This is a genomic window from Bacteroides faecis MAJ27, from assembly GCF_900106755.1.
Taxonomy (GTDB): Bacteria; Bacteroidota; Bacteroidia; order Bacteroidales; family Bacteroidaceae; genus Bacteroides; species Bacteroides faecis.
The window spans coordinates 15,798-38,833 of sequence record NZ_FNNN01000020.1; the positions used below are offsets into that span (position 1 = coordinate 15,798).

The following is a 23,036-nucleotide window of genomic DNA, read 5'->3' on the forward strand; positions in this document are numbered from 1 at the left end:
ATTTTACTTCTCGATCTCTACTTCTGTACCGTTTATCAGACGTGCCTGTCCGGCCACTACCACCTGTGAGTTATCGGGCACACCGGATTTCAGCTCATACTCCGAGCCCATACGTCTGCCTAACTCTACTTTGTTGTAAGACACCTTGCCATCTTTATAAACGTACACATAGCGATCACCGGAACCTGCCTGTTTCACAATAGCCAAGTCGGGCACTACGACATTATCCGCCGTACCGAAGTTCAGAGTAGCACGGGCAAACATTCCCGGACGTACACGCTGATCTTTGTTGTCCAACTTGATCTCGATCTGGAAAGTACGGGTAGTTGCGTCGATAGTCGGATAGATCAGGCTGATAGTTCCCTTGAACAGTTCGTCACCATATACATCCAGCTTCACATCTACCGGTTCACCTTTCTTCACTTTCGTGAAATAGGTTTCAGAAACGTTGATCATCAGCTTGACCGGAGTAATCTGCTCGACTACCAATACCGGACTGCCTCCGCTATACATATCACCATTATCATAATTACGGGCAGTGATTACTCCATTGATCGGGCTCAACAGGAAAGTATTCTCCACCAGATTATCATAGGCAGTCTGCTTCACATCGAGCTGCATCTTCGAAGCATCCCACTCTGATTTAGAAGCACCACCTACTTTATATAGCTCGTCAATACGATTAAATTCTATTTTCTGATTGTCCAGTTGCAGTTTCGTTTGTGTCAGATTGGCTGCATCCATCTGTACCAACTTCTGACCTTTGGATACACGGTCGCCCACTTCTACCAGAATCCGGTCGATGCGGACAGGTGACGAAGGAGCAATGTTGTTCTTTACTTCAGCTTCCACCGTCGCTGTGTAATCCTGTATCTGATCTACGGGACGGGCCGTTACATCAGCCACTTTTACTCTAGGCTTCTCGTCTTCCTGTTTCAAAGCAGCCTTATCTTTTCCACCCGTACATGAGGTCATAACTACTGTCAATAGCAGAGCCACTAATTGGATACCTTTTTTCATATTCCTTAGTTGTAATTTTAGTTGTCTATCTTCTTTATTGTTTTCCCAAAACCTGATCAAGGTCAGCCTTCGCTGTCAGGTAATCGTAGATTGATTGATTATAAGTAAGTTGTGCCTGTGTCAGGGATACTTGCGAACTATTAAGTTCGAGTACGGTTCCCTTACCTACTTCGTAACGTTTTCCGGCAATCTGCACCGCTTTTTCAGCTTGCATCACGTTTTCCTTGTTGCTGACAACCTGTTCTGAACTGGCAGTCATATTGTTACGGTAGCTTACTACTTGCATATTCAGCTTTCTCTCCGTATCAATGCGGTTCCAGTCGAGCTGGCGCATCTGGATGCGGGCTGATTTTACTTTCGTAAAGTTGCTCGCTCTATACAAAGGAATACTCAGATTGAACATCAAAGATGAACTGTTGCTCCATGTATAATCAAAGAAATTGATATTCGGATTATACAAAGACTGATACTGATAAGAGAAACTCATCGACAAAGTAGGTATAAAGTTCGTTCTCAACGACTTCACGTTCTTTTCGAGCAACTTCATATTCAACTCAAACTGCTTCATCGTCGTATTATTATCCAAACTCATATCTTCTTCTTTCAACTGATTGGCAAACAGCATTGATTCGTAGTTTGTCAGATTATCGTCAGTCTTAATATCTACATCTGCCGTAATTCCCATCAGCACTTTCAACTGGAGTTTCGCCAGCGTCACAGCATTAGCGGCAGAAATTACATTTGGTTTGATGCTACGCATCTGCACCTCTGCACTGATCTTATCAAATTCGCTGACTGCTCCTTGTTGATATTTAGCGTTCACAACGTTGAAATTATCTTCTGCCAACTTATAACTGCCCTGAAGTACTTCATAACTATCCTGAGCAAGCATCAGCTGATAATAAGCTTTAGTTACCTGATTGATCAGATCCAGTTCGGAAGCACGTGACTTCTCTACCGCCAGTTCGATATCCGTCTTTGTCATTGACATAGCCCGGTAAACTGCCGGTGCAAACAAAGGTAGGTTAATGCTCAGTCCGGCATTAGCGGTATTCGTACCGTCTTGCCCCATCTTGAACGACATGTCGTTCAGTTTCATTTCAGCCGCTTTGATCGTGTGATCCAGTGATCCGTTTAGGCTTGCTTCAGGTAGCAGACTCTGCCACGCTTCCTTACTTGCAACTTTCTTCAAGGCAATTTCTTCTGCTGCCACCTTTATCGTAGGATTCTCATCCAACGCTATTTCCAGGGCTTTATCCAGCGTCAGCGTCAGCGTATTCTGCGCTGTCTGTTCTGTCTGAGCCTTTGCAAAGCCAAACGCACAGAGCGCCATTGCTGTCAGAAGCATTTTCTTGCCTGTCAATCTTTTCAATCTGTTCATAAACTCGTTTCTATTTGATCCTTAATTGTTTGTCATCCGAATCTTACTCCTATTGTTGTTCGACCCGGTTTTTACGATATTCTGATATAAATTCTTCTAAAACTCTGGCTCCTTTTTCCGTGGAAATACCACGTATATAAGTAAACATGATGGATTCGTATACTTCTATAAAAGGATATTCGTTGCAAATATCCGTATTCAACAACACATCGAACTGTTCGCGTACCAACAGGTTGACTATCTCAAAGTTGACATCCGAACGAAAAATACCTTGCTCCACACCCGACTTAAAAAAAGACATCGTCTTTTCCGAGTCACTTTCACTACGGTCTTTCATCATTGCATACACCTTCGGATATTTCTTGATATCCTCAAAAAAGCGTTTATTTGTCTGGTGAAAGATCTCAATACTCTTCTGAAAAACAGCAAGTATAACCTCCAGCACATTATTAGATTGTTCGTATATTGCCTGTAAGTATTTGTCTCTTTCAGCCTGTTTATGCAGAATACACTCCTTCAATAATGATTCCTTATCTGCAAAAACCTCATAGAGCGTACGTTTGGAAATTCCCAATGCTGCCGCAATGTCATCCATCGTAATACACTTAATACCTTTCAAAGTAAAAGCTTCTGTCGCGGTCATTATGATCCGTTCTCTCAACTCTGCCTTTTGGGACGCGTCTCTTCCATGCTCCATCATCACTCTTTTTTAGATTTTGTTAGACTCAGTTTACTATAAATTCACCACTTTAGGGGAAAAACGGAACAAAGATATATAGAAAACTCAATTAACAAATCAAGTTTCCTTTTATTTATAGCCCATTTGATAAATATTATCATTCACTAGAGGTATATGAAAACAAGTGTTAATAGGAAATACAGAGCAAAAGTAAGGAATAGCGGTATATGAAGTAAAGTTTTATCGTTATGAAGAGGGAAATAACCGGTAAATGCCGGATAAATACCGATAAGAATCGATATGTTATCCGGCAGTAACAGTCACCCATTATTAACGATAAACAAAAGGAGGTTTAGTACTCTAACTTAGTCCTTTTTAAAAAAGCAACTGTTTTATGTATCTCTTTGTACATCACGATGTCATCTTTCACAAAAGGCACTTCTTTCCGATAAGCATTCAGGAAACTCTCCAAAAGCGGAGAGGTTTTCAACGGACGGCGGAAATCGATACCCTGTGCGGCATTCATCAGTTCGATAGCAAGGATATGCTCCAGATTATCCATCACTTTATAAAGTTTAGTCGCGGCATTGGCGCCCATACTTACGTGGTCTTCCTGTCCATTAGACGAGACAATGGAATCGCTTGACGCGGCATAACAGTACATTTTGTTCTGGCTGACCATAGATGCAGCGGCATATTGTGGAATCATGAAACCGGAATTTAGTCCCGGATTGGCTACCAGAAACTCCGGAAGTTCACGGAGCCCCATGATCAATTGGGAAACACGACGTTCGGAAATATTTCCCAGTTCTGCCAAGGCAATGGCTAGAAAGTCATAGGAGATAGCCAACGGCTGACCGTGGAAATTTCCACCGGAAATGATTCTGTCTTCGTCAGGGAAGATCGTTGGATTGTCCGTGACGGAATTGATTTCGGTCAGCAGTACGGAGGAAACATAGCGGATAGCGTCTTTCGTAGCACCATGCACTTGCGGGATGCAACGGAAAGAGTAAGGATCCTGTACGTGCGCCTTGGGACGTTCGATCAGTTCGCTGCCTGCCAGCAGTTTACGGAAAGCCTCTCCTGTCTCGATCTGTCCGGGATGAGGGCGTATCTGCTGGATGCAATCCATAAACGGGTCGATGCGTCCGTCGAAGGCTTCAAGAGAAAGAGCAGCTATCAGGTCGGCTTTCTTGGAAAGGCGGAAAGCTTTGAGAATGGCAAATACACCGTTGGCACTCATGAACTGGGTACCGTTGAGCAGTGCAAGCCCTTCCTTGCTCATGAGCCGGACGGGTTCCCAGCCAAATTCGTCGAGCACGCTGATTGCTTCGCATTTCTTTCCTTTATAGTTGACGTCGCCCACACCGATCAAAGGAAGGAACAGATTGGCTAATGGGGCGAGATCGCCGGAAGCTCCCAAGGAACCGCGATCATAGACGATGGGCAGTACGTCGTTATTGAAAAAGTCGAGGATACGCTGTACGGTGATTAGTTGCACGCCGCTATGTCCCAACGAGAGAGCGTGGGCTTTGAGTAACATCATCAGTTTGATGATGACAGGACGGATTTCTTCGCCTACACTGCAGGCATGGCTCTTTATCAGGTTTTCCTGCAAGGTTCCCAATTCGCCGGAAGAAATATTTTTAGTGCATAATGAGCCGAAGCCAGTGGTGATGCCATAAAGAGGTTCTTCGGAAGAAGCTATTTTATGGTCTAGATAATCACGGCATTTCTGAATGCGGAGCTTGGCTTCGGGAGCCAGTTCCAGCTTCAGATTCTCGTTGATGATCCGTTCGATGATTTCGAAGGTCAGTTCTCCGGAACCTATTTGATACACATTCTTGCTCATACGCGTAAGTCTTGGTTGACGGCATCCAGTAATTCTTTCTCTTTCCGGCAAGCGGTTTGCTCTATCCGGTCCGCTTCGGCTTGCAAGCCCAAGACAAATTCTTTGTCTTTGAGTACCCCCAGATTAATGCGGACATTCAGCAATGCCCCCAATACGGCGGATCGTGCCGCCATCATGGCTACACAAGCGTCTGTAATAGCGTTCCGATTCCCCAGACGGGCGATGTCTGCTATGACGGGCATCACTTCGAGTGCTTTTCGGGCAACTTCCATCGGAATGAGGGCGGCATGCCTGGTGGCTTCCTGAATGGCAGCGCTACGGACAGCTTTTTCTTCATCGGTAGCTTTGGGAAGTTTAAAACAGGCAAAAACTTCATCATAGGCTTCGGAGTCTTTATCAATCAAGGCGACGAATTCTTTTTGGAATCGGGTGGTAAGCGTCTGTGCGTGCTGCATTACTTCTTCGCTGGCTTCATATCCTTTCTTTCCGATGGTGAGTCTCGTCACCATCGTGGCCAAAGCAGAAGCCAGCGCTCCGCCTAAAGCAGCAATACTGCCACCGCCGGGTACCGGATCATTGCCGGCTACCTTATCTAAAAAATCTTTTACGGTTAAATCTGCTAACATGGTATTTTATGCTTTTAGTTATCAATTGACGGGGTATAACATACCGCCTTTAATAGTCATGATGACACAGTTCATGCCTACGTAGTATGGCAGAATGTGATAATTGTCCGAATTCAGTATGACAAAGTCACCTTGCTTGCCTACTTCGATACTTCCGATCCGGTCTGCCCGATGAAGGGCAGCAGCTCCGTTCAGTGTCAGGGCAGTGATGGTTTCTTCGATGCTAAGTTTCATGTAAATACACGCCAAAGCAATGGTCAACGGGATGGAACCGGAGAAACAGCTTCCCGGATTCAAGTCTGTGGCAAGTGCCACGGCACAGCCGGCATCAATCATTTCACGACCGCGTGCATAAGGTTCTTTCAGTGCGAAAGCCGTCAGAGGCAGCAGGGTAGCTACTACTCCTGCGTCGGCCATTGCACGGATTCCGGCATCGGAAGCCTGAAGCAGATGATCGGCAGACAAAGCGCCCAGTTCGGCAGCCAGCTCAGCGCCACCAAAGGAAACGATTTCATCGGCATGGAGCTTTAACAGGAAGCCTTGTTCTTTGGCTGCCTGAAGGAGGCGGCGGGACTGTTCGACAGAGAAAACTCCTTGTTCGCAAAAGACATCACAACATTCGGCAAGTTCGTTCTCGCGGATAACGGGGAGCATTTCACGAATCAGAAAGTCGATGTATTCGTCTCCTCTTCCTTTATACTCTTCGGGAAGGGCGTGGGCTCCTAAGAAAGTGGATACAATGTCGATACGTTTGTGCTCGTCATTGTTCAGGCTGCGCATTATTTTCAGTTGCAGCAGCTCTGTTTCCCGATCGAGTCCATAACCGCTTTTACCTTCTACCGTGGTGACTCCCATAGCACTCATCTTCTTCAGAAAGCCTTCGGCTGCCGAGCGAAGTTTCAGGAAATTCATTTGCCGGGTAGCTTTTACGGTACTGGCTATCCCTCCGCCACGTTCCATGATGGACATATAGCTTTCGCCTTTCAGCCGCCATGAAAATTCTTCGGAACGTTCTCCGCCAAAAACAAAATGGGTATGCGAATCGACAAAGCCCGGAAGCAGGCAATGTCCCCGGGCGTTGTAATGCCAGTAATGCTGGTAGTAGCCGTCACGATCTTCGCCACGGCTCTCACCGACGTAAGTGATGATGCCTTTGGTCACTTCTACCGTTCCGTTTTCTATGATACGGAGTTGTCTCATTTCCGCACCTTTACGGGCGGAGATTCCTGTCGGGGTGACAATACGGGCATTGAATATAATCAGGTTTTCACTCATTGATCTTTTATTATTCGGTTCTTACTATTTCAATCATAATTCGATATAAGTTTCAGCAGTTTTATATCGGACGCACATTATTTTAATACTCCGGGCGCTATTCCATGATACGCGCTTCCAGCACCTGCTGCATGGAGAAATTCTCCAGTCCTAAATAATAGGAGGCCGTATCTATCAGCGCTTCCATCGGCACCAGACCAATGATCTCACTTCCAACAATCGTCACTCCATAGCGGCGGGCCTCAATACGCACCAATTCGAAAGCACGGTAAAGGGCGGTGCGGGTGTAATCGGTCATATTAATGGATACTTGGGTGATATTCCGCTCTTTCAGTTCCACCCCCATTGCTTTGACGTAGCGGAGACCGCCGTTGATATGCCGGATATTTTTTGCTATCTTCGTGGCTATTTCAAGATTATTGGTACTCAGATTGATGTTATAAGCAACCAGCGGCATTCGGGCACCGATAGCTACCGTTCCGGCAGTGGGATGACGCTCGGCAGGACCGAAGTCGGGCTGCCATTCGGGAAGTCTGATTTTCTCCGCCATTCCTTCAAATTCTCCCTTACGGACGGAGGCCAGATTTTCCCGATGCGGAGCTGTGGCGGACTTTTCATACAGAAAGACTGGGAGATTATATAGTTCCGCCACCCGGGAAGCCACTTCTTTCGACAGGGCGACGGCTTCTTCCATCGTCGTATTCTTGATCGGAATGAAAGGAACCACGTCCACCGCTCCCATGCGGGGATGCTGTCCGCTATGATGATTAAGGTCTATCAGACGGACAGCAATGCCGATAGCTTCAATGACTGCATCGCGCAAAGCTTCCGGTTCGCCAACCAAAGTGACTACCAGACGGTTATGATCTTCATCATTGCTATAGTCGAGCAGCTTCACGCCGGATTTGCCACGAAAAGGGGCTACTATCTTGTCTATTTTCTCCAAATCACGTCCCTCGCTAAAGTTGGGGACACATTCGATGATCTTACTCCAATTCATATTTATTTCTCTATTTCGTTACTTTCTATTACAATGCTTCTTTTATTGTCTTTTTAATCAGCTCGTCATCAGCCAGATAAGGCATCGTTATATGATACCCTTCCGAATGTGATTCATTGAAAGCGTCACTAGTTTCCATTGCATGCGGATTGCGGGCCCACGAGCGGCGGGCTACTCCGCCCATCACATCCCAAAGCATAGCCGAGCGAAGTATCTCGTCTACCCGTTCGCTGCCGTCACATACCATGCCGAAGCCGCCATTAATCGCTTTTCCGATACCGACTCCGCCGCCATTATGCAGGGCTACCAAGCTCATGCCACGCGCGCAGTTTCCGGCGAAACACTGCACGGCCATATCAGCCATGACATTACTTCCGTCTTTGATATTCGATGTCTCACGGAAAGGCGAATCGGTTCCACTCACATCATGATGATCGCGGCCCAACATGATCGGTCCTACTTCTCCCCGCCGTACCATTTCATTGAAACGGAGGGCGATATTCATTCTTCCTACGGCATCCTGATAGAGAATACGTGCCTGAGTACCTACTACCAGCCTGTTCTTTTCGGCGTCGCGTATCCAGTTATAATTATCCAGATCCTGTCCCCGTCGATTGACATCAATGCACTCCATTGCGGCACGGTCCGTTTTTATCAGATCTTCGTGCCTACCGCTCAGACATACCCATCGGAAGGGACCATAGCCATAATCAAAGAGTTGGGGTCCCATGATATCTTCTACATAACTCGGCCATATAAATCCGTCTTTCTCATCAACTCCATTGCGGGAAATCTCTTTCACTCCGGCATCATAAATCGCTTTCATAAAGGAGTTGCCATAATCGAAGAAGTAAGTGCCGCGTGCCACCAGTTTCCGGATTACCTCAAAATGGCGGCGCAAAGAAGCGTCTGCCAGACGGCGGAACTGATCAGGAGATTCATGAAGAAGGCGGGTCCGCTCTTCGAAAGTCAAGCCTGCGGGACAGTAGCCTCCTTCGTAAACGGCATGACAAGAGGTCTGATCGGACAAAAGTTCAATATGAATCTGCTCGCGTTCCGCATATTCCAGCAAATCAACGACGTTGCCATGATAGGCTATCGAGCAAGGTTCCCGACGTTCCATCGCTTCTTTTGCCAGGCGGAAAGCTTCCGACAGGTCCTGTGTGACATGGCCTACCCATCCCTGCCGATAACGTGTTTCGATACGGGAGCTATCGACTTCGGCTATAATAGAGGCTGCTCCGGCTATTTCGGCTGCCTTTGGCTGTGCCCCACTCATTCCTCCCAAACCGGAAGATACGAAGAGGTGGCCACGCAAATCTTTGTCCTGCGGAATGCCGAGTTTCAATCGTCCGGCATTGAGTAATGTATTGAAAGTGCCATGAACAATACCCTGCGGACCGATATACATCCAGCCGCCCGCCGTCATCTGCCCATAGTTGGCAACTCCCATTTGTGCGGCAATGTGCCAGTCGTGCTGATTGTCGAACTGACCTATCATCATAGAGTTGGTAATAATAACGCGGGGAGCATCGGGACGGGAACGAAACAGTCCCAACGGATGTCCGGACTCAATGACCAGTGTTTGCTCAGGAGTAAGTTCTTCGAGATATTGCTTGATCAGGAGGTATTGCATCCAGTTCTGACAAACTTGGCCGGTTTCACCATAAGTAACAAGTTCATAGGGATACAACGCGATATCAAAACAGAGATTGTTGTCAATCATTACTTGAAAGGCTTTGCCTTCCACACATTTGCCACGATATTCATCAATCGGTCTGGCTTTCAGATCGCCTGCGGGGCGGAAGCGGTATCCGTAAATTCGCCCACGGGTACGCAATTCTTCCATAAATTCAGGTGCCAGTTGCTCATGCAATTCCAAGGGGATATAGCGCAATGCATTCTTCAATGCCGTAGCTGTCTGCGCCGGCGTAAGCGTATAACTACGGTCGGGGGCCCTCCGGATACCTTCTATGAAAGCTGGGTAGGGAGGTAACGTGTTGCCAAGAGTTATCTTCATAATAAGCAGAATTAAGGATTACAAACTGTAAGCAATACAGTTCTATAACTCTTCGCAATATAGAAAAAAAGAAGAGAAAAGACAAAGGTTTTGGTAGATTTATTATCAGAAAGGTATTATTTATTCTTTCTGCTGCTCACCACACAGCATTTGCAGATACTTGAAGGTATGCTTCGCTTCCTGACTGTCTTTTGTAAGGTAGGCTTTTTTCCATTCCGGATGTTTTTCCAGCAGTTGCGCCATCTTTTCTTTTCCTACAAAATCAATCTTTCCGGTCTCACCGTTCAGCTCATAGCAGACCCGTTTAGTAACCAGACTTGAAGCAGCAAGAGCATCTCCCACATTTCCGCCCAGTTTCACATCATCTTCTTCTGCAAATGTCCCACCGATTACCGACCCTAATGGCATCGCACAGAAATAAATATTTTTGCCCAACTGAACAGCCGGAGCATACCACGCCCCGAAACGCATCTTTTTATAACGCAACTTACGACAGTTGATAAATAAGTCTCCTTCAGAAGTACGCACCGCAAAACAACGCTTCTTCAACTGGCGGCACATAGATTCATCATTGCCTGCCGTTATCCGGTAGTCAGCCCCGCCTGTCAATAGAATCTGGCTTCTGGAACGCTTCTCTACTCGCAACACTGCAAGGGTATCGCCATCTTGAACCATCAACTCCTTCAAGTTTGAATAAATGATATTCTGCGCAACTACCGGAAGGCTAATCACGCTTATCAGCAACCACAAAACATATCCTTTCTTCATAAGCCATCCTCCTTTCTTCATTCAACGCCTTTTCGAGTGGAAAGTTATAAATTTTAGCGCATAAATGCAAGAATGGAAAAAGAAATGTTGAAAAAAGAAGCCAAGAAGCCTCTTTCGCCTTCTTGGCACAGCACCTCTTACACGCAATTATCCCGGAAGCAAGTCAATCGCCCCCGAAGTTTGTTTACTCATGAGATACGGTTTATGGTTCTTTTTATAATCTTATCTTGTCTTTTTCCATCCTGAATATCAGGTGTTTTATCTGGTATATCAAGCATTAATACCTGTTATGACCGATATTATGACTTATACTGTGCCCCATACTGATGTAGCATACATAAGTAATCATAAAGAATAAGTTGTGACAATTTACATGGAAACAGACTCCATTCATATCCGTTTAAGTTTGCGACAATGTTTATCCGGACAAAGAAAGGATAAGCACCCGGGAACAACAGCAAATGAACGATTCATTATGCTATTATGCAGGCATGATTAATATATTCCGTCAGTAACAACAAATCGTTTCACGTACATGCTCCCATCAGTCCACGTACGTAAACCATTGAGCTCACATACGTGAACCGAACAGATCACGGACGTGAAACGAAAATATGAAACGAACAAAATATATTAGTCAAACCTTGTTTACAGGTTAAGGTTGCCGAGTCTTGTCTTAATATAGGCGGCATACAGGAAGTAATATATGGCATAAACAACGTACATTCATGCCTAAAAGGGAATTCTTAACACAAATAGGCAAAGGCTTTAAAAGAGTACACTTTCTACTGATAATCAACAAATTAACCGTATTATCTATTAAAAACAGGTGATAATAGAAAGCAGAAAAACATCTATTATCACCTTATTATCACCGGTTATTATCACCATTACTTGACTAATTATAAGACACTTATCACACAAAGGTGACAAGTGACAATAACAAAGTGTGTTTATTTCCTATGTAACTTTGCTCTAAACCATCACAACTTGCTTCATCACCGATTACTGAATGACCGTTAATAAAGAGTAAATCTGCTCTTTACAAAAACACGCTCCCATTCTGCTTTTTACGAATTATATTACCTTTGTCCGAAAAGCAATATAATCGTATGGAAAAACAAGAAAATATTATAGCAACCTATCAACAAATCATTCAGGAAACAGAACAACAACTACAAAAAGCGCAGAAACGCATTCGCTATATCAGCCTTCTGAGACTGATCTTATTCGTAGAAGCAGTAGCCTCCGCCATTATTTTTTGGTCTGATGGATGGTTAAAGCTCATCGTCTTTACCGTAATTCCCATCATCGCTTTCATTTGGCTGGTGCAAAGCCACAACCGATGGTTTTACTGGAAAGATTATCTCAAAAAGAAAATAGAAATCAATCAGCAGGAACTACGAGCACTGCAATATGACTTTTCCGACTTCGACAACGGAAAGGAATACATCGATCCGTCTCACCTCTATACTTTTGACTTGGACATATTTGGCGAGCACTCACTATTCCAGTATATCAATCGTACTTCGACCCCCATCGGCAAACAGCGTCTTGCCAACTGGTTCAATGCACATCTGGAAGAAAAAGAAGCTATCGAACAACGTCAGGAAGCGATTCGGGAACTATCTTCAGAACTTGAGTTTCGGCAACAATTCCGCCTGCTCGGATTACTTTATAAAGGCAAGCCATCCGACACCTCTGAAATTAAAGAATGGGTAAACAGTCCGAGCGACTATCGGAAACACGCTTTCCTCCGTATCCTCCCGACAGCAGTAGGTATTATAAACCTCCTATGTATCGGCGCAACGATTCTGGGATTTCTCCCTGCAAGCATCAGCGGGATAGTATTTGCATGCTTTGTCGTATTCAGTTTTATCTTCTCAAAAGGAATAACCAAAATACAAGCGACGTATGGCGAAAAACTACAAATTCTGTCTACTTACGCCGACCAGATTCTCATCACCGAGAAAAAAGAGATGCACAGCCCTGCACTGCAACAACTGAAAGCCGAACTTACAAGCCAAAATCAAACAGCTTCCCAGTCCGTACATCGCCTTGCTAAACTCATGAATGCACTCGACCAACGAGGTAATCTGCTAATAAGCACCATCTTGAACGGCCTCCTATTTTGGGAACTCCGCCAAGTCATGCAAATCGAGAAATGGAAAGAAGTACACTCCGCAGATCTCCCCCGCTGGATCGAAGCTATCGGAGCAATTGATGCTTATTGTTCTCTTGCAACATTCTCATACAACCATCCGGATTACATCTATCCTCAAATAACTTCTCAGTCTTTCCATCTGCAAGCCGAAGCCTTAGGGCATCCGCTCATGGACCGCAATAAATGTGTCCGCAATGGAATCGATATGGAGAAACGCCCGTTCTTTATCATTATTACCGGCGCCAACATGGCAGGCAAAAGTACTTACCTGCGCACCGTAGGTGTCAACTACCTCTTGGCTTGCATTGGTGCTCCTGTATGGGCTGCGAAAATGGAAATATTTCCCGCTCGTCTTGTCACCAGCCTCCGGACAAGTGATTCACTCACCGACAACGAATCTTACTTCTTCGCCGAACTCAAACGACTGAAACTAATCATTGATAAACTCAAAGCCGGAGAAGAATTATTTATCATCCTTGATGAAATTCTGAAAGGAACTAACTCTATGGATAAACAGAAAGGTTCTTTTGCCTTAATCAAACAGTTCATGAGCATGGATGCCAATGGTATTATCGCTACTCATGACCTACTGCTAGGCACACTAATAGATGCTTTTCCACAAAATATCCGGAATTATTGTTTCGAAGCGGACATTACCAACAACGAACTGACATTTTCATACCAGATGAGAAGCGGAGTCGCACAGAACATGAATGCGTGCTTCTTAATGAAAAAAATGGGGATTGCCGTCATCGACGGTTAATCCCCACATGTCAAATTATTCCTTAAAGCCTGCTTGTATCTAAGCTATTAAGACATAGAAGTGCGATATTCAGTAATTATCAATCCATTATCCATTTATCCCTGCATCCCTGCACTTGACTATCTTAGAAATGATCTTCTGATGAATGACAATTCGCCATCAACATGAACACCATTTGGCATTAAGCACTTTAATTCAATTGACTTTTAGTCAGAAACGCAGCAACAGCTGCAGCTGCATCATTGGTAAAATAATGCACAGCAGTCACCGGCTGATATGTATAAGGTACAAACTGGAATAGCTGTACAGCTGCAAATTTATTATCAGCAGATAGTATCACGTCCATACGTATATTACCACTTGCCTCACTCTTAATCTTTGAATCCGCAGAAAATGAACCGGAATTAACAAGGTCAGTCAACTTGTCCATATGCTTCAGATCAAAGAAAACACTACGCTCTTTCGTTATGCTTCCTGTCGGAACATAGACCACTTCTTTTGACTTCCAGAAAAGCCGGAATATACCTAAAAGGAACAATCCTGTTCCAAAGACCATCAGAGCCATACTGACAGTAGACGATTTATCTTCCAGTTCGAAAGTAGAAGCAAAAGATAAAATACCAATCAGTAACATTACACAAGAAATTAAAAGACCGGAGATACTCGTACGTTTAGCGATATCGGGATGTGAAGATGCAAATATAGTAGCATCAATAGCTTGAGTTGCCATAATATTGAAGTTTAAATTATTAGTAAAAATATGAAGATAATAAAGACTGACCGGCACTATATAATTAACGCCAGCAATCCGTAAAATAATACCAATAAATAAACGTCTAAATAATAATATGCCTTAAAGTAAATACATAATATTCACTTGCAGGCTGGCAATAATAGGAAGTTGTAGTATTATAAATCCTTCCCCAATGCTGTGACAGTGAGTTATCACGGTCTGCACAACATTGCAGTACATTTCTCAGAGAAGAGAAGTATTCACCGATTTGCACACGTTGGATGCGTGTCACCGATATCTGATGGCTTTGCAAATTAGTTAATTCAGCCACAGGAAGATAAGGAGATTCTGGAGCATTAATCTGCCCCTGCGGTTTCATAGAATATGTAACAGCATGCTCTGGTTGTTCCACCTGTTTTTCAGTGAAAACATTGCCTGCGACCCCATGAAGGGCAACTGCCAGCAACAGAAACAATATTACCTTTACAAATTTTGCCATATTCTCCTGCAAATATAACAGATAATTCTTACGAAAAGTTCATTCGGTAAATCTTTTAATGTATCTTAGTATAACTAAAATATAAGGATACAAAAAAGGCTACCCGTATGAGTAGCCTTTTTTATATGTATAAGAATAACTGTAAAATTATTCAGCTGATTCAGCTTTTGGTTCTTCAGTTGCAGGAGCTTCAACAGCAGCAGGAGCAGCACTCTTCTTAGAACGACGAGTACGAGTAGCTTTCTTAGCAACTTTTTCTTTAGCCATGTTTTCATTGTAGTCAACCAACTCAATGAAACACATTTCTGCATTGTCACCTAAACGGTTACCAGTCTTGATGATACGAGTATAACCACCCGGACGGTCAGCAATCTTAACCGAGATTTCTTTGAACAATTCTGTTACTGCAATCTTATCTTGCAGGTTGCTAAATACAACACGACGAGAATTCGTAGTATCTTCTTTAGACTTTGTAATCAAAGGCTCAACAAACTTCTTCAAAGCTTTAGCCTTTGCCACAGTCGTAGTGATTCTTTTGTGCTTGATCAAGGAGCAAGCCATGTTAGATAACATAGCGCTTCTATGAGAAGCAGTACGACCTAAATGATTGAATTTTTTATTATGTCTCATTTTTTATTCTTTATCTAATTTATATTTAGAAATGTCGGTTCCAAACGATAGATTCAGACTTTCCAGCAAATCATCAAGCTCGGTAAGCGATTTCTTTCCGAAGTTTCTGAACTTCAACAGGTCAGTTTTGTTGAATTGTACCAAGTCACCGAGAGTTTCTACGTCAGCAGCCTTCAAACAATTGAGGGCGCGAACTGACAAGTCCATATCAACAAGCTTAGTCTTCAACAGCTGACGCATATGCAATACTTCTTCATCAAACTCTTCATTGCCATCAGTATCGTTACTTTCAAGCGTGATCTTCTCGTCAGAGAACAACATGAAGTGATAAATCAGAATTTTTGCAGCTTCTTTCAGCGCTTCCTTCGGGTGTATAGAACCGTCGGTACTAATCTCAAGCACTAGCTTTTCGTAGTCTGTCTTCTGTTCTACACGGAAGTTTTCTACAGCATACTTGACATTACGTATCGGTGTATAAATAGAGTCGATTGGAATTACATTAACATCCGTGCAATATTCGCGATTTTCATCAGCAGGAACATATCCACGACCCTTGTTAATAGTAATATCAATCTGCATAGTTGCCTTAGAATCTAAATGACAAATAACTAATTCCGGATTTAACACTTCAAATCCAGTCAAATACTTACCTATGTCACCTGCTTTAAATTCACTTGAATTCTCGACAGTGATGCTCACTTTTTCGCTCTCGAATTCTTCAACTACTTGCTTGAATCTCACTTGTTTCAGATTCAAGATAATGTTGGTAACATCCTCTTTTACTCCAGGTACACTAGAAAATTCATGCTCCACACCATCTATTCTGATAGTAGTGATAGCAAAACCCTCTAATGAAGAGAGCAGGATACGGCGTAATGCATTACCTACGGTAATACCAAACCCCGGTTCCAACGGACGAAATTCGAATTTACCGAATCTGGAGTCCGCCTCCAACATTAATACTTTATCAGGTTTTTGAAATGCTAATATCGCCATGAAATTAATTATTATTTAGAATACAATTCAACGATCAAATGTTCTTTAATGTTCTCAGGAATGTCTGCTCTTTCAGGTATATGCAACATTTTACCAACCTTAGAAGTTTCATCCCACTCCAACCAAGCGTATTTGCTGTGATTGAAACCTGCAAGAGAGTTAGCAATTACTTCCAAAGATTTAGATCTTTCACGAACACCAATCAATTGTCCTGGTTTTACTGCGAACGAAGGAATGTTTACCACTTCACCATCTACAGTAATATGCTTGTGACTAACCAACTGACGAGCAGCAGCACGTGTAGGAGCAATACCCAAACGGAATACTACGTTGTCAAGGCGGCCTTCCAGCAATTGAAGAAGCACCTCACCGGTAATACCTTTAGCGGTAGCGGCTTTTTCAAACAAATTGCGGAATTGTTTTTCTAAAACTCCATAAGTGTATTTCGCTTTCTGCTTTTCACGAAGTTGCACACCATATTCAGAAGTTTTTCTTTTTCTTGAATTTCCGTGTTGTCCGGGAGGATAGTTCTTCTTTGACAAAACTTTATCAGCTCCAAAGATGCCTTCACCGAATTTACGGGCTATTCTTGATTTTGGTCCAGTATATCTAGCCATTTCTTTTAAATATTTAATTGTTTATTCATGAACTTAATTTGTTGCAGCCGCGATTGCAGAGAAGAAATTATTGCAATCCAAAAACAAAATCAAGATCATTTTAAGTTAAAGGTAAATTAAACTCTACGTCTTTTCGGAGGACGACAACCATTGTGTGGAAGTGGAGTTACGTCGATGATCTCTGTAACCTCAATACCAGCTCCGTGGATAGTTCTAATAGCAGACTCACGTCCGTTACCTGGACCCTTCACATATGCTTTTACCTTTCTCAGGCCAAGATCAAATGCAATTTTTGCACAATCCTGGGCAGCCATCTGAGCTGCATAAGGAGTATTCTTTTTTGAACCTCTAAATCCCATCTTTCCTGCAGATGACCAAGAGATTATCTGCCCTTCACTGTTTGCAAGAGAAACAATAATATTGTTGAAAGATGAATGAACGTGTAACTGTCCATTAGCGTCTACTTTCACATTTCTCTTCTTAGCTGCAACTGTTTTTTTTGCCATATCAACAATTATTATTTAGTAGCTTTTTTCTTATTAGCAACGGTTTTCTTTCTACCCTTACGAGTACGCGCATTGTTCTTAGTGCTCTGACCTCTAACCGGCAGACCAATACGATGACGTACACCACGGTAACAACCAATATCCATTAATCGCTTAATGTTCAATTGGATTTCAGAACGAAGATCACCTTCTACTTTATACTCTGCACCGATAATCTCACGAATCTTAGCAGCTTGATCATCTGTCCAGTCTTTAACCTTCAGATCTTTATCTACACCAGCTTTATCTAAAATTTTTGCTGAACTACTGCGACCTATTCCATATACATAGGTCAACGCAATTTCACCTCTTTTATTCTGAGGTAAATCTACACCAACTATTCTTATAGCCATATACTAAATTATTTTTTTTGCAAAAATAACAAATTATCCTTGACGTTGTTTATACTTAGGATTTTTCTTGTTAATAACATACAAACGGCCATTACGTCTAACGATCTTACATTCTGGCGTGCGTTTCTTTAATGATGCTCTTACTTTCATATCTTAATTTTATTTATATCTAAACACAATTCTTCCTTTCGATAAGTCGTAAGGAGACATTTCGACTCTCACTTTATCTCCCGGCAAAATCTTAATGTAATGCATACGCATCTTACCTGAAATATGTGCAGTAATCTCATGTCCGTTTTCTAATTCAACACGAAACATTGCATTAGACAATGCTTCAACTATAACTCCATCTTGTTCTATTGCAGATTGCTTTGCCATATTATATTGCTTTATCTCCTAAAACTTCTTCTATGAATTTGAATGAAGACAAAATATCAGCCTCACCAACTCCAACAGCTACCGTATGTTCAAAGTGCGCAGCACATTTACGATCTCTGGTCCTCACAGTCCATCCGTCACCTTCCATAATCACTTGTCTGTCTCCCAACGTTATCATCGGCTCAATTGCAATGCAAAGACCTCTTTTCATCAAAGGACCATATCCTCTTTTACCATAATTAGGTACCTGGGGATCTTCGTGCATTTCCTTACCGATGCCGTGACCGACAAACTCACGCACTACACCATAAGAATGAGACTCACAATATTGCTGAATAGCATATCCGATATCTCCGATTCTTTTTCCATGTACTGCATTCTGAATACCGATATATAACGCTTCTTTAGTTACCTTCAATAAGTTACGAATTTCTTCGTCTACCTCTCCTACACAAAAAGTATAAGCAGAATCTCCACAAAAACCATTCATATAAGTTCCGCAATCCACAGATACGATATCACCGTCTTTCAAAACAATATCCCCCGGGATTCCATGTACTACCTGGTCATTTACAGAAGTACAGATGGATGCAGGAAACGGGTCTCCATATTGATTCGGGAATCCTTTAAAAGTTGGAGTTGCCCCATTATCTCTAATGAATTCTTCAGCAACTTTATCCAACTCACGTGTAGTTACACCAGGCTTCACCACTTTAGCAACCTCAGCTAGAGTTCTACCGACAAGCAGGTTACTCTGACGGAGCAATTCTATTTCATCTTCTGTCTTAAGAAATATCATTTCTATTCTAAAGAATTAATATGCCGCTACACCAGCGCGTCCCTTAATACGACCTGATTTCAACAGACCATCATAATGTCTCATCAACAAATGACTTTCAACCTGTTGCAGTGTATCAAGAACAACACCTACAAGAATTAACAAAGATGTACCGCCGAAGAATTGAGCAAATCCAGCTTGAACCCCAAATATACCAGCAAAAGCAGGCATAATAGCAACCAATGCCAAGAAGAAAGAACCCGGTAAAGTAATACGAGACATGATATCATCAATATACTCTGCTGTTTTCTTTCCCGGTTTGATACCAGGGATGAAACCATTATTTCTCTTCATATCCTCAGCCATCTGAGTCGGATTGATTGCAATTGCAGTATAGAAATATGTAAATAATATAATCATTACCGCAAAAACAAAATTATACCAGAAACTTGTATGATCTGTAAACGCATGCAAGAAACCGCCTGCGTTATTTACATTATTGGAAAAACCGATAAATGTAATTGGAATAAACATGATTGTCTGAGCAAAGATAATAGGCATTACACCAGCAGCATTCACCTTCAAAGGAATATACTGTCTTGCACCACCATATTGTTTATTACCTACAATTCTTTTAGCATATTGTACAGGAATCTTTCTTGTACCTTGTACCAACAGGATTGCAGCACCAATTACTAACAATAAGAATACGACTTCAATTATAAACATAATCAGACCACCACTCTTATTTGCTACTCTGGATACAACTTCTTGTATCAAAGCATCAGGGAAACGAGCGATAATACCGATCAGGATGATAAATGAAATACCGTTACCAATACCTTTATCAGTTATTCTTTCACCAAGCCACAAAATAAACATACTACCTGCTGCCAAAATAATGGTAGAGGTAACCATAAACAGAGTCCAATCTAATGAAGCATTTAAGGAAGGGCCAGCCTGCATTTTAAGATTGAGCAAATAAGAAGGGGCCTGAACTAACAATATAGCAATCGTCAGATAACGAGTATATTGATTCATTTTTCTTCTGCCGCTCTCACCTTCGCGCTGCAACTTCTGGAAATACGGCACAGCGATTCCCAATAGCTGAATAACGATAGATGCAGAGATATAAGGCATGATTCCTAATGCAAAAATAGAGGCATTAGAAAATGCTCCTCCAGAGAACATATTTAACAAGGCTAAAAGGCCTTCACTTGTTTGTTCGTGCAATTTTGCCAGCATTGCCGGATTAATACCCGGTAATACGACATATGATCCGAAACGGTAAATTGCCACAAACAATATGGTGATGAGGATCCGCTGTCTCAGATCCTCAATCTTCCATATATTCTTTAATGTTTCAATAGCTTTTCTCATTGAATCAGAGTTTTACTACAGTTCCACCAGCAGCTTCAATAGCAGCAGCAGCACTCTTAGAGAATGCGTTAGCTTCTACTTCCAGCTTGTTAGTCAGAGCTCCGTTACCCAATACTTTAACCAATTGATTTGAAGAAATAAATCCTGCTTCAATAAAGTCGCTAATACCAACTTTTGTCAGATTCTTAGCGTCTGCAAGCGTCTGAATTGTATCCAAGTTGATAGCCTTATATTCTACACGATTGATATTCTTAAAACCAAATTTAGGTACTCGACGTTGAAGAGGCATCTGACCACCTTCAAAGCCAACTTTCTTAGAGTATCCAGATCTTGATTTAGCTCCTTTATGACCTCTTGTAGAAGTGCCACCCAAGCCAGAACCGGCACCACGTCCTATTCTCTTTCTTGTCTTAGTAGATCCTTCTGCAGGTTTTAAATTACTTAAGTTCATATTGTAATTCGTTTTTTTATTCAACAAATAATTACTTAACAATGGCAACCAAGTGTTTTACTTTATCTACCATTCCAAGAATTGAAGGAGTGCTTTCGTGTTCAACCACACGGTTCAGTTTGCGAAGTCCCAGTGCATCAAGAGTTCTTTTCTGATCAGCTGGAGCACCAATTCTACTTTTAACTTGTTTAATCTTTATAATTGACATATCTCCTCCTTATCCTCTAAATACTTTTTCAACACTAATACCTCTGTTCTGAGCAATCATTCTTGCATCACGCATCTCACTCAAAGCTTCAATTGTAGCTTTAACAAGGTTGTGCGGATTTGAAGAACCTTTAGATTTTGCCAAAACGTCAGTAATACCAACACTTTCCAATACAGCACGCATAGCACCACCAGCTACTACACCGGTTCCGTGAGATGCAGGTTTGATGAATACTTCAGCACCACCAAACTTAGCTGATTGTTCATGAGGAACAGTACCTTTCAAAACAGGTACTTTCACCAGGTTCTTTTTAGCTGATTCTACGCCTTTAGCGATAGCAGCTGTTACTTCACCTGCTTTACCAAGTCCCCAACCGATAATACCTTCTTCGTTACCTACAACAACGATTGCAGAGAAACTAAAAGTTCTACCACCTTTGGTAACTTTAGTAACACGATTAATAGCAACCAATCTATCCTTCAGTTCTATATCGTTAGTAACCTTAACTCTATTATTAACTCCTGCCATAATGATTAAAATTTAAGTCCACCGTTACGAGCAGCATCAGCTACTTCTTTTACTCTCCCATGATACAAGTAACCATTACGGTCGAAAACAACAGTAGTTATACCTGCTTCCTGAGCCTTTTTAGCAATCATTTCACCAACTTTAGCAGCTTGTTCTTTCTTTGCGACTTTCTCAGCCATACCTAAAGAAGAAGCAGCAGCCAGTGTCTTACCAGAAAGATCATCGATAATCTGGACATAAATTTGCTTGTTACTTCTAAATACACTCATACGCGGACGTTCAGCAGTACCTGAGATCTTATTGCGTACTCTATATTTGATCTTAACTCGTCTTTCTATTTTTGTTGTCATAATAATCTAATTTTATATGATTTACTTAGCACCGGCTGATTTACCAGACTTTCTACGAATTACTTCGCCAACAAACTTAATACCTTTACCCTTATATGGTTCAGGCTTACGGAAAGAACGTATTTTAGAGCAAACTTGACCAAGCAATTGTTTGTCACACGATTCCAATATAATAAGAGGGTTCTTATTTCTTTCAGACTTAGTTTCAACTTTCACCTCAGCAGGCAATTGAATGAAAATATTGTGTGTATAACCTAAAGCCAGTTCAATGATGTTACCTTGGTTAGAAGCACGGTAACCTACACCGACAAGTTCCAGTTCCTTTTTATATCCTTCAGACACGCCCACAACCATGTTATGAACTAAAGAACGATACAAACCGTGGAAAGCATGTTTTTGCTTCGGGTTATCAATCATTTCTTTTTCGTTTTCTGTTAAAGTCACGTGTCCGTCTTCAATGGCAACATTGATAGCAGGATTCACATATTGGCTAAGTTCGCCTTTGGGTCCCTTAACGGTAACCACATCATCCTTCAGAGTGACTGTCACTCCAGCAGGGATACTAATGGGTAATTTTCCTATTCTTGACATTGCTTATTCCTCCTAAATTAATATACGTAACACAAGACTTCACCACCGATTTTCAGTTCAGCAGCTTCTTTGTTAGTCATTACACCTTTGGAAGTAGATATTATAGCAATACCCAGCCCATTAATAACACGCGGCATATCTTTGTAACCAGTATACTTACGCATACCCGGAGAAGATACTCTTTCTAATTTTTTGATTGCGTTAACTTTGTTAACAGAATCATACTTCAAGGCAACCTTAATAGTTCCTTGAGGACCATCTTCTACAAACTTATAGTTAAGAATGTAGCCTTTTTCAAAAAGAATCTTAGTGATTTCTTTTTTCAAGTTCGAAGCGGGAACTTCTACAACTCTGTGCTTAGCACCAATTGCGTTCCGCAACCTCGTCAAATAATCTGCTATTGGATCAGTCATATAAAAATAAATTAAATTAATCAGGACTTCCCTGACAA

At 42.2% G+C, this 23,036-nt stretch carries 27 protein-coding genes; 1 reads left to right on the forward strand and 26 read right to left on the reverse strand.

Annotation, left to right across the window (positions count from 1 at the left end; genetic code table 11):
- Positions 1-3: 3 nt before the first annotated feature.
- The 9 genes from BLW31_RS16510 to BLW31_RS16550 form a co-directional block, all read right to left on the reverse strand.
- Complete coding sequence (locus tag BLW31_RS16510; protein WP_010535547.1) at positions 4-1,020, reverse strand: efflux RND transporter periplasmic adaptor subunit; 1,017 nt, start codon at positions 1,018-1,020, stop codon at positions 4-6.
- A gap of 34 nt (positions 1,021-1,054) precedes the next feature.
- Entirely contained in the window at positions 1,055-2,401 is a 1,347-nt protein-coding gene (locus BLW31_RS16515; protein WP_010535548.1) for a TolC family protein, read from the reverse strand.
- Between the two features lie 49 nt (positions 2,402-2,450).
- Positions 2,451-3,101 carry a TetR/AcrR family transcriptional regulator gene (locus BLW31_RS16520; RefSeq protein WP_010535549.1) on the reverse strand — a complete coding sequence of 217 codons (651 nt, stop codon included), beginning with the start codon at positions 3,099-3,101 and terminating at the stop codon, positions 2,451-2,453.
- Positions 3,102-3,432: 331 nt separating this feature from the next.
- Entirely contained in the window at positions 3,433-4,932 is a 1,500-nt protein-coding gene (hutH, locus tag BLW31_RS16525) for a histidine ammonia-lyase (protein WP_010535550.1), read from the reverse strand.
- On the reverse strand, positions 4,929-5,558 hold the full coding sequence (locus BLW31_RS16530) for a cyclodeaminase/cyclohydrolase family protein (protein ID WP_010535551.1): 630 nt from the start codon (positions 5,556-5,558) through the stop codon (positions 4,929-4,931). The genes hutH and BLW31_RS16530 overlap by 4 nt, the downstream gene beginning before the upstream one ends.
- Before the next feature lie 21 nt (positions 5,559-5,579).
- Positions 5,580-6,833 (reverse strand): imidazolonepropionase, encoded by a 1,254-nt coding sequence (hutI, locus tag BLW31_RS16535; RefSeq protein ID WP_010535552.1) that lies wholly within the window; start codon positions 6,831-6,833, stop codon positions 5,580-5,582.
- 97 nt (positions 6,834-6,930) lie between these two features.
- Complete coding sequence (gene ftcD / locus BLW31_RS16540; RefSeq protein WP_008762058.1) at positions 6,931-7,833, reverse strand: glutamate formimidoyltransferase; 903 nt, start codon at positions 7,831-7,833, stop codon at positions 6,931-6,933.
- 28 nt (positions 7,834-7,861) lie between these two features.
- Entirely contained in the window at positions 7,862-9,853 is a 1,992-nt protein-coding gene (gene hutU, locus BLW31_RS16545; RefSeq protein ID WP_010535553.1) for a urocanate hydratase, read from the reverse strand.
- A gap of 120 nt (positions 9,854-9,973) precedes the next feature.
- Positions 9,974-10,621 carry a DUF6563 family protein gene (locus BLW31_RS16550; RefSeq protein WP_029425055.1) on the reverse strand — a complete coding sequence of 216 codons (648 nt, stop codon included), beginning with the start codon at positions 10,619-10,621 and terminating at the stop codon, positions 9,974-9,976.
- Positions 10,622-11,733: 1,112 nt separating this feature from the next.
- Between BLW31_RS16550 and BLW31_RS16555 the strand changes: the two genes are divergently transcribed.
- Entirely contained in the window at positions 11,734-13,548 is a 1,815-nt protein-coding gene (locus BLW31_RS16555; RefSeq protein ID WP_010535555.1) for a MutS family DNA mismatch repair protein, read from the forward strand.
- Positions 13,549-13,738: 190 nt separating this feature from the next.
- Here BLW31_RS16555 and BLW31_RS16560 read toward each other — a convergent pair whose 3' ends face one another.
- The 17 genes from BLW31_RS16560 to rpsH all read right to left on the reverse strand — a co-directional run bounded on the left by BLW31_RS16560 (position 13,739) and on the right by rpsH (position 22,998).
- Positions 13,739-14,278, reverse strand: coding sequence for a DUF8460 domain-containing protein (locus tag BLW31_RS16560; RefSeq protein WP_010535556.1), 540 nt, complete (start codon positions 14,276-14,278; stop codon positions 13,739-13,741).
- A gap of 106 nt (positions 14,279-14,384) precedes the next feature.
- Positions 14,385-14,780, reverse strand: coding sequence for a DUF8440 family protein (locus tag BLW31_RS16565; protein ID WP_008765431.1), 396 nt, complete (start codon positions 14,778-14,780; stop codon positions 14,385-14,387).
- Between the two features lie 147 nt (positions 14,781-14,927).
- Complete coding sequence (gene rplQ, locus BLW31_RS16570) at positions 14,928-15,410, reverse strand: 50S ribosomal protein L17 (RefSeq protein ID WP_010535558.1); 483 nt, start codon at positions 15,408-15,410, stop codon at positions 14,928-14,930.
- Positions 15,411-15,413: 3 nt separating this feature from the next.
- Positions 15,414-16,406 (reverse strand): DNA-directed RNA polymerase subunit alpha, encoded by a 993-nt coding sequence (locus tag BLW31_RS16575; RefSeq protein ID WP_008762051.1) that lies wholly within the window; start codon positions 16,404-16,406, stop codon positions 15,414-15,416.
- A gap of 11 nt (positions 16,407-16,417) precedes the next feature.
- Entirely contained in the window at positions 16,418-17,023 is a 606-nt protein-coding gene (rpsD, locus tag BLW31_RS16580; protein ID WP_008762050.1) for a 30S ribosomal protein S4, read from the reverse strand.
- 116 nt (positions 17,024-17,139) lie between these two features.
- Positions 17,140-17,529, reverse strand: coding sequence for a 30S ribosomal protein S11 (gene rpsK, locus BLW31_RS16585; protein WP_004296327.1), 390 nt, complete (start codon positions 17,527-17,529; stop codon positions 17,140-17,142).
- Positions 17,530-17,540: 11 nt separating this feature from the next.
- A complete protein-coding gene (rpsM, locus tag BLW31_RS16590; protein ID WP_004296328.1) occupies positions 17,541-17,921 on the reverse strand; it encodes a 30S ribosomal protein S13 in 381 nt (126 codons plus the stop codon).
- Positions 17,922-17,954: 33 nt separating this feature from the next.
- Positions 17,955-18,071, reverse strand: a complete 117-nt coding sequence (gene ykgO / locus BLW31_RS16595) for a type B 50S ribosomal protein L36 (protein ID WP_002558051.1) — start codon at positions 18,069-18,071, stop codon at positions 17,955-17,957.
- A 9-nt stretch (positions 18,072-18,080) separates the two neighbouring features.
- The gene (gene infA, locus BLW31_RS16600; protein ID WP_002558052.1) at positions 18,081-18,299 is read right to left on the reverse strand and encodes a translation initiation factor IF-1; all 219 of its coding nucleotides are present in this window, start codon (positions 18,297-18,299) and stop codon (positions 18,081-18,083) included.
- Position 18,300: 1 nt separating this feature from the next.
- On the reverse strand, positions 18,301-19,098 hold the full coding sequence (gene map, locus BLW31_RS16605; RefSeq protein ID WP_010535559.1) for a type I methionyl aminopeptidase: 798 nt from the start codon (positions 19,096-19,098) through the stop codon (positions 18,301-18,303).
- Positions 19,099-19,113: 15 nt separating this feature from the next.
- The gene (gene secY, locus BLW31_RS16610) at positions 19,114-20,457 is read right to left on the reverse strand and encodes a preprotein translocase subunit SecY (RefSeq protein WP_010535560.1); all 1,344 of its coding nucleotides are present in this window, start codon (positions 20,455-20,457) and stop codon (positions 19,114-19,116) included.
- A gap of 4 nt (positions 20,458-20,461) precedes the next feature.
- A complete protein-coding gene (gene rplO / locus BLW31_RS16615; RefSeq protein WP_008762046.1) occupies positions 20,462-20,908 on the reverse strand; it encodes a 50S ribosomal protein L15 in 447 nt (148 codons plus the stop codon).
- Between the two features lie 31 nt (positions 20,909-20,939).
- Entirely contained in the window at positions 20,940-21,116 is a 177-nt protein-coding gene (gene rpmD, locus BLW31_RS16620; RefSeq protein ID WP_005782220.1) for a 50S ribosomal protein L30, read from the reverse strand.
- 9 nt (positions 21,117-21,125) lie between these two features.
- The gene (rpsE, locus tag BLW31_RS16625) at positions 21,126-21,644 is read right to left on the reverse strand and encodes a 30S ribosomal protein S5 (RefSeq protein ID WP_008762045.1); all 519 of its coding nucleotides are present in this window, start codon (positions 21,642-21,644) and stop codon (positions 21,126-21,128) included.
- A 5-nt stretch (positions 21,645-21,649) separates the two neighbouring features.
- Positions 21,650-21,994 (reverse strand): 50S ribosomal protein L18, encoded by a 345-nt coding sequence (gene rplR, locus BLW31_RS16630; protein WP_008765430.1) that lies wholly within the window; start codon positions 21,992-21,994, stop codon positions 21,650-21,652.
- Positions 21,995-22,015: 21 nt separating this feature from the next.
- Positions 22,016-22,585 carry a 50S ribosomal protein L6 gene (rplF, locus tag BLW31_RS16635; RefSeq protein WP_008765429.1) on the reverse strand — a complete coding sequence of 190 codons (570 nt, stop codon included), beginning with the start codon at positions 22,583-22,585 and terminating at the stop codon, positions 22,016-22,018.
- Positions 22,586-22,602: 17 nt separating this feature from the next.
- Positions 22,603-22,998, reverse strand: coding sequence for a 30S ribosomal protein S8 (gene rpsH / locus BLW31_RS16640; protein WP_008762043.1), 396 nt, complete (start codon positions 22,996-22,998; stop codon positions 22,603-22,605).
- Positions 22,999-23,036 lie beyond the last annotated feature (38 nt).

Coding starts and splice junctions, on each gene's coding strand:
- BLW31_RS16510 (WP_010535547.1), bottom strand. CDS start 1,020: ATGAAAAAAGGTATCCAATTAGTGGCTCTGCTATTGACAGTAGTTATG.
- BLW31_RS16515 (WP_010535548.1), bottom strand. CDS start 2,401: ATGAACAGATTGAAAAGATTGACAGGCAAGAAAATGCTTCTGACAGCA.
- BLW31_RS16520 (WP_010535549.1), bottom strand. CDS start 3,101: ATGATGGAGCATGGAAGAGACGCGTCCCAAAAGGCAGAGTTGAGAGAA.
- hutH (WP_010535550.1), bottom strand. CDS start 4,932: ATGAGCAAGAATGTGTATCAAATAGGTTCCGGAGAACTGACCTTCGAA.
- BLW31_RS16530 (WP_010535551.1), bottom strand. CDS start 5,558: ATGTTAGCAGATTTAACCGTAAAAGATTTTTTAGATAAGGTAGCCGGC.
- hutI (WP_010535552.1), bottom strand. CDS start 6,833: ATGAGTGAAAACCTGATTATATTCAATGCCCGTATTGTCACCCCGACA.
- ftcD (WP_008762058.1), bottom strand. CDS start 7,833: ATGAATTGGAGTAAGATCATCGAATGTGTCCCCAACTTTAGCGAGGGA.
- hutU (WP_010535553.1), bottom strand. CDS start 9,853: ATGAAGATAACTCTTGGCAACACGTTACCTCCCTACCCAGCTTTCATA.
- BLW31_RS16550 (WP_029425055.1), bottom strand. CDS start 10,621: ATGAAGAAAGGATATGTTTTGTGGTTGCTGATAAGCGTGATTAGCCTT.
- BLW31_RS16555 (WP_010535555.1), top strand. CDS start 11,734: ATGGAAAAACAAGAAAATATTATAGCAACCTATCAACAAATCATTCAG.
- BLW31_RS16560 (WP_010535556.1), bottom strand. CDS start 14,278: ATGGCAACTCAAGCTATTGATGCTACTATATTTGCATCTTCACATCCC.
- BLW31_RS16565 (WP_008765431.1), bottom strand. CDS start 14,780: ATGGCAAAATTTGTAAAGGTAATATTGTTTCTGTTGCTGGCAGTTGCC.
- rplQ (WP_010535558.1), bottom strand. CDS start 15,410: ATGAGACATAATAAAAAATTCAATCATTTAGGTCGTACTGCTTCTCAT.
- BLW31_RS16575 (WP_008762051.1), bottom strand. CDS start 16,406: ATGGCGATATTAGCATTTCAAAAACCTGATAAAGTATTAATGTTGGAG.
- rpsD (WP_008762050.1), bottom strand. CDS start 17,023: ATGGCTAGATATACTGGACCAAAATCAAGAATAGCCCGTAAATTCGGT.
- rpsK (WP_004296327.1), bottom strand. CDS start 17,529: ATGGCAAAAAAAACAGTTGCAGCTAAGAAGAGAAATGTGAAAGTAGAC.
- rpsM (WP_004296328.1), bottom strand. CDS start 17,921: ATGGCTATAAGAATAGTTGGTGTAGATTTACCTCAGAATAAAAGAGGT.
- ykgO (WP_002558051.1), bottom strand. CDS start 18,071: ATGAAAGTAAGAGCATCATTAAAGAAACGCACGCCAGAATGTAAGATC.
- infA (WP_002558052.1), bottom strand. CDS start 18,299: ATGGCAAAGCAATCTGCAATAGAACAAGATGGAGTTATAGTTGAAGCA.
- map (WP_010535559.1), bottom strand. CDS start 19,098: ATGATATTTCTTAAGACAGAAGATGAAATAGAATTGCTCCGTCAGAGT.
- secY (WP_010535560.1), bottom strand. CDS start 20,457: ATGAGAAAAGCTATTGAAACATTAAAGAATATATGGAAGATTGAGGAT.
- rplO (WP_008762046.1), bottom strand. CDS start 20,908: ATGAACTTAAGTAATTTAAAACCTGCAGAAGGATCTACTAAGACAAGA.
- rpmD (WP_005782220.1), bottom strand. CDS start 21,116: ATGTCAATTATAAAGATTAAACAAGTTAAAAGTAGAATTGGTGCTCCA.
- rpsE (WP_008762045.1), bottom strand. CDS start 21,644: ATGGCAGGAGTTAATAATAGAGTTAAGGTTACTAACGATATAGAACTG.
- rplR (WP_008765430.1), bottom strand. CDS start 21,994: ATGACAACAAAAATAGAAAGACGAGTTAAGATCAAATATAGAGTACGC.
- rplF (WP_008765429.1), bottom strand. CDS start 22,585: ATGTCAAGAATAGGAAAATTACCCATTAGTATCCCTGCTGGAGTGACA.
- rpsH (WP_008762043.1), bottom strand. CDS start 22,998: ATGACTGATCCAATAGCAGATTATTTGACGAGGTTGCGGAACGCAATT.